General features: G+C 66.1%; 1 protein-coding gene. It reads right to left on the reverse strand.

Annotated elements, in window-relative coordinates:
- Positions 1-1,691 (reverse strand): ATP-binding protein (locus D3227_RS40260; RefSeq protein ID WP_120019452.1); only part of this gene is annotated, 1,691 nt, incomplete at both ends.

Genomic DNA, 1,691 nt, shown 5'->3' on the forward strand with positions numbered 1-1,691 from the left:
CTAGCCGCTTGGCGGACGAAATGCTGCACGACATTGTCGGGATAGTTGGTGTAGCCGACGCCGTTGGCGCCGCGCAGGAGCATTTGCAGCAAGAGGTTGGGCGCCGCCTCGCGCACCAGCGACAGCCGCTCCCACGGATCCTCGGTGAGGAAGCGCATGGCGACGTCGAAGGTCGCACCGCCCCAGCATTCGAGCGACAAAAGCTGCGGAAGCGCGCGCGCATAGGTGCCGGCAATACCGGCAATGTCATGCGTGCGCATGCGGGTGGCGAGCAGCGACTGGTGCCCATCCCGCATCGTCGTGTCGGTGACCAGAACCTCTTTCTGCGCACGCATCCAGGCCGCGAATTTCGCCGGACCGAGCGCATCGAGCTTCTGCTTGCTGCCGCCAGGCACCTTGCCGTTGAGATAGGGCACCACAGGTGCCGCCGAATCGGCCTTGGGCATGGGGCGGCCGCGTGTCTCGGGATGGCCGTTGACGCTGACATCGGCCAGATAATTGAGCAGCTTGGTCGCCCGGTCCTGCCGCTTCACCTGCTGGAACAGTTCCGGCGTCGTGTCGATAAACCTGGTCGTGTAGGAATTGTCGGCGAAGCTCGGGTGATTGATGATCGCTTCGAGGAAGGTAAGGTTGGTCGCCACGCCGCGAATGCGGAACTCACGCAGCGCCCGGTTCATGCGGGCGATCGTCTCGGCCGGCGTTGGCGCCCACGCCGTCACCTTTTCCAGCAGCGGATCGTAGAAGCGGGTGATGACCGCGCCCGAATAGGCGGTGCCGCCGTCGAGGCGGATGCCGAAGCCGGTGGCGCCGCGATAGGCGGTGATGCGGCCATAGTCCGGGATGAAATTGTGCTCGGGGTCTTCCGTGGTGATGCGGCACTGCAGCGCGTGGCCGTTCAGCCGGATGTCCTTCTGCGCCGGCACGCCCGATTCCGGCGTGCCGATGGCAAAACCGTCCAGGATGTGGATCTGCGCCTTGACGATGTCGATGCCGGTCACCTGCTCGGTGACGGTATGCTCGACCTGGATGCGCGGATTGACCTCGATGAAGTAGAATTTGCCGGTGTCGGCGTCCTGCAGGAACTCGACCGTTCCAGCGCCGATATAGGCGGTCTCGCGCGCGATCTTCAGCGCATAGCCGCACAGCTCCTGGCGCAGCGCCTCACTCAGATAGGGCGCCGGCGCGCGCTCGACGACCTTCTGGTTGCGGCGCTGGATCGAGCAGTCGCGCTCGAACAGATGCACGGCGTTGCGATGCGTGTCGCCCAGCACCTGCACCTCGACATGGCGGGCGCGCTCGATCAGCTTTTCGAGGTAGACCTCGTCCTTGCCGAAGGCGGCCTTGGCCTCGCGCTTGCCTTCCATGACTTCGCGGGCGAGATCGGCTTCGGAGCGGATGGCACGCATGCCGCGGCCGCCGCCGCCCCAAGATGCCTTCAGCATCACCGGATAGCCGATGGTCTTGGCGAGCGCCTTGACCGCCTCCATGTCGTCCGGCAGCGGCTCGGTGGCGGGCACGACAGGCACGCCGACCTCGATCGCCAGGTTGCGCGCGGCGACCTTGTTGCCGAGCCGGCGCATTGTCTCCGGCTTGGGGCCGATGAAGGTGATGCCGGCCACAGCGCAGGCTTCGGCGAATTCGGGGCTCTCCGACAGCAGCCCGTAGCCCGGGTGGATGGCGTCGGCGCCCGA

The organism is Mesorhizobium waimense, from assembly GCF_003601975.1.
GTDB lineage: Bacteria > Pseudomonadota > Alphaproteobacteria > Rhizobiales > Rhizobiaceae > Mesorhizobium > Mesorhizobium waimense.